Annotated in this window: 3 protein-coding genes and 1 pseudogene; 2 read left to right on the top strand and 2 right to left on the bottom strand. The window is 64.4% G+C overall.

The annotated features are described in order from the left end of the window. Positions 1-223, bottom strand: a pseudogene (locus E5W70_RS31470) (tRNA (guanosine(37)-N1)-methyltransferase TrmD); the annotation flags it as partial. Next, entirely contained in the window at positions 220-819 is a 600-nt protein-coding gene (gene rimM / locus E5W70_RS31465) for a ribosome maturation factor RimM (protein WP_292665162.1), read from the bottom strand. The pseudogene E5W70_RS31470 and the gene rimM, both read right to left, overlap by 4 nt. Before the next feature lie 115 nt (positions 820-934). On the opposite strand from rimM, the gene E5W70_RS31460 reads away from it, so the two are divergent. Beyond that, positions 935-1,873 carry a tyrosine recombinase XerC gene (locus E5W70_RS31460; protein ID WP_292665160.1) on the top strand — a complete coding sequence of 313 codons (939 nt, stop codon included), beginning with the start codon at positions 935-937 and terminating at the stop codon, positions 1,871-1,873. 85 nt (positions 1,874-1,958) lie between these two features. Continuing rightward, a complete protein-coding gene (locus tag E5W70_RS31455; RefSeq protein WP_292665158.1) occupies positions 1,959-3,026 on the top strand; it encodes a TraB/GumN family protein in 1,068 nt (355 codons plus the stop codon). Positions 3,027-3,404 lie beyond the last annotated feature (378 nt).

Genomic DNA, 3,404 nt, shown 5'->3' with positions numbered 1-3,404 from the left:
GGTCGATGGCGCTGGCCAGCACGTCTGCCCGCATCACCATGCCGGCGCCGCCGCCTGCCGGCGTATCATCCACGGTCCGGTGGCGATCGCTGGCAAAGTCGCGGATCTGGATCGTTTCGAGCGACCAAATGCCGGTCTCGAGCGCGCGTCCGGCCAGCGACAGGCCGAGCGCGCCGGGAAACATCTCGGGATAGAGCGTCAGCACCGAAGCGGAAAAACTCACCGGTTGCCTCCGGCGTCCCTCGGCCCGCGCGGCCTGCCCTTGGGGTCGAAACCGTCGTCACCGGCAGGCTCGCCGTCCTCGTCCTCGACCAACCCCGCCGCGGCTGGATCAATGCGGACAAAGCCGCCGGCGATCGACACTTCCGGAACGGCGGCCTGCGTGAACGGGATGAGCACGCCTTTGCGCCCCGCCAGCGTCACGTCGAGAATGTCGCCGCCGCCGAAATTGTGCACGGCGACGACCTTGCCGATGACCGCGCCGGTGTCGTCCTTGACCTCCAGCCCGACGAGGTCGGCATGGTAGAATTCATCCTCTTCGCCCTCATCGGGCAACACCGAACGATCGACGAACAATTCGGTGCCGGCGAGCGCCTCGGCGGCATTGCGGTCGTTGACGCCTTTGAACCGCACCACCACCACGGTGTTGGCGGGCCTGATATCGACGATCTGGAAGGCGCGGCCATCCCTGGCGTAGAGCGGACCGTAATCGGCCAGCGCCAGCGGATCGCCGGTAAAGCTCTTGACGCGCAATTCGCCCTTGATGCCATGCGCGGCACCGATCACGGCCATCTGGACGGGGTTTTGCGGCTTGCTCATCTACGGAAAATCCTTTGCCTTGCTCTAGCCCCAGCCCGTCGTCATTTCAATGACGCCGCTCTTCACCGCTTCCTAACCCGCGTGCCGGAAGATGGCGGGGAACTGGAAGAGCGCAATGCAGGAATTCCTCATACCGGCAAAACCCGATCTTCAGGCGGCGCGCGAGGCCTGGCTGAAGATGCTGGCGCGAGAACGCCGGCTGTCGCCCGAAACCGTCGAGGCTTATGAACGCGACACGCGCCAGTTCCTGCATTTCCTGACCGGCCATTGCGGCGGCTCGCCCGGCATCTCCGACATCGCCGATCTGCGCCCCGCCGACCTGCGCGGCTTTCTCGCTGCCCGCCGTGCCGAGGGCGCCGGCGCCCGCACGCTCGGACGCGGGCTGGCTGGCATCCGCTCGCTGCTGCGTTTCCTGGAACGGCGCGGCCTCGCCAATGCGGCGGGTGCGGCAGCCTTGCGCGCGCCGCGGCAGCCGAAATCGCTGCCCAAGCCGCTGACCGCAAGCGATGCAAAACACGTTGTCTCAGTGGAAGGCCAGCTGGCGGAGGAGCCGTGGATCGCCGCCCGCAACGCCGCCGTGCTGACCCTGCTCTATGGCTCGGGCCTGCGCATTTCCGAGGCGCTCGGCCTGTCGGGCGCCGATCTGTCCTCGCCTGGTGAGACCGTGCTGCGCGTCACCGGCAAGGGCGACAAGACGCGGCTGGTGCCAGTGCTGCCGGTGGCGCTGCGGGCGATTGCCGAATATCGCCGCTTGTGTCCCTGGCATCTCGATCCCAAGGGCCTGCTGTTTCGCGGTGCCCGCGGCGGTCCGCTCAACCCGGCGATCGTCCAGCGCGACATGGCCAAGCTGCGCTCGGCGCTCAACCTGCCTGACACGGCGACGCCGCATGCGCTGCGCCATTCCTTTGCCACGCATCTGCTTGGGCGCGGCGGCGACCTGCGCACCATCCAGGAGCTGCTCGGCCACGCCAGCCTGTCGACAACCCAGATATACACCGGCGTCGACACCGCGAGGCTGCTCGAGATTTACGAAGCAGCTCATCCCCGCGCGTGATGGACGCTTGAATCGGTGACCATCTCGCAACAATTTTGATGCGCCGATTAACCGTTTTGCCGCTTTTTGCGCCTAGAACCGCAGCATGAAACGCCTCATCGCCATCGCCGACCGCGCAACCCATGTGTCGCTGAAGCTGCTTGTCGCGCTCAACGCCCTGTTTTTCCTCTCCTTCCTCATCATCGCGCTGCTCGCCGCGGGCAAGGCTCGCGCCGAGACTTCGGCCTGCGCCGGTAACGATATGCTGAGCGCGCTGCAAAAGGACGACCCGGCTGCCTACCGCAAGATCGAGGCAGACGCGGCAGCGACGCCGAACGGCAAGGGCCTGCTGTGGAAGCTCGAAAAATCGGGCGAAAAACCGTCCTTCCTGTTCGGCACCATGCACGTTACCGACCCGCGCGTCACCACGCTGCCGCCCGCCGCACAAAAGGCATTCGATGCAGCTGGAACCGTCGTCATCGAGACCACCGAAGTGCTCGACAAGCAGAAGATGATGGCCGCACTGCTGAAAGAGCCGGATCTGATGATGTTCACCGACGAGACGACGCTTTCCTCGCTGCTGTCGCCGGAGGATGCGGCGGTGGTCAACAAGGCGCTCGATGCGCGTGGCATCCCGCCAGCGACCGTCGCCAAGATGAAGCCCTGGTTGCTGTCGGCGATGGTGGCGCTGCCTGCATGCGAAGTCGCCCGCCAGGCTGGCGGCGCGCCGGTGCTCGACGTCAAGCTTGCCAAGGACGCCGAGGCTTCGGGCAAATCAGTCGAGGGGCTGGAGACAATCGCCGACCAGCTGCGCGCGATGGCTTCGCTGCCGATCGCCTTTCACCTGAAGGGGCTGGTCGATACGCTGAAGCTTGGCGACAAGGTGAACGACGTCAACGAAACCATGATCGTGCTTTACCGGCGTGGCGACACTGGCATGTACGTACCGCTGTTTCGGACCGTCATTCCCGAACAGGTCGACGACCAATCGGGTTACGCCGAATTCGAGCAGACCATGATCACCAGCCGCAACAAGGTGATGGTCGATCGTGCCGCGCCGATCCTCGCCCACGGCAATGTCTTCATGGCGGTCGGCGCCATGCACCTTCCCGGCGCGCAAGGCTTGGTCGAGGGTTTCCGCAAGGCCGGCTATACCGTGACCGTCGTCAACTGAACAACACGGCGGAGTTGGACACCGAATCATTGCCAAGGCGGGATCAGCCCTTACCCGTGGCGCGACGGCGGACCGGCCGCGCTTCGTCCAAGAAACTGAAAAAGGTTCGGTTTGGCTCGATCGAACCCATTTTGCGGTGGAAATGCATGCCTGCAAGCGATTCCGGATCAGAATTGCCCTGTTTTCGGCGTTTTCAACGCCTAATGTGAAACCGATTCAACGATTGTACGTTGATGGCTATTACTTGATGTTTTTCATCCACGGAGGACACTTTTATGGCGAACACACCCAATCCGAACGACCCATTCACCTCACCGGGTACCGCACGGCCACGCGGCGGCGGCAGCGGCTGGCTGATTGCCCTGGTCGTCGTTATCC

The sequence above is a fragment of the Mesorhizobium sp. genome, assembly GCF_005063415.1.
In the GTDB taxonomy this organism is placed as follows: Bacteria; Pseudomonadota; Alphaproteobacteria; order Rhizobiales; family Rhizobiaceae; genus Mesorhizobium.
This window is presented reverse-complemented; position numbering and strand designations above follow the sequence as displayed.

Bases quoted from the DNA above. Each gene is read 5' to 3' on its own strand.
- rimM (WP_292665162.1), bottom strand. From the start codon at position 819: ATGAGCAAGCCGCAAAACCCCGTCCAGATGGCCGTGATCGGTGCCGCG.
- E5W70_RS31460 (WP_292665160.1), top strand. From the start codon at position 935: ATGCAGGAATTCCTCATACCGGCAAAACCCGATCTTCAGGCGGCGCGC.
- E5W70_RS31455 (WP_292665158.1), top strand. From the start codon at position 1,959: ATGAAACGCCTCATCGCCATCGCCGACCGCGCAACCCATGTGTCGCTG.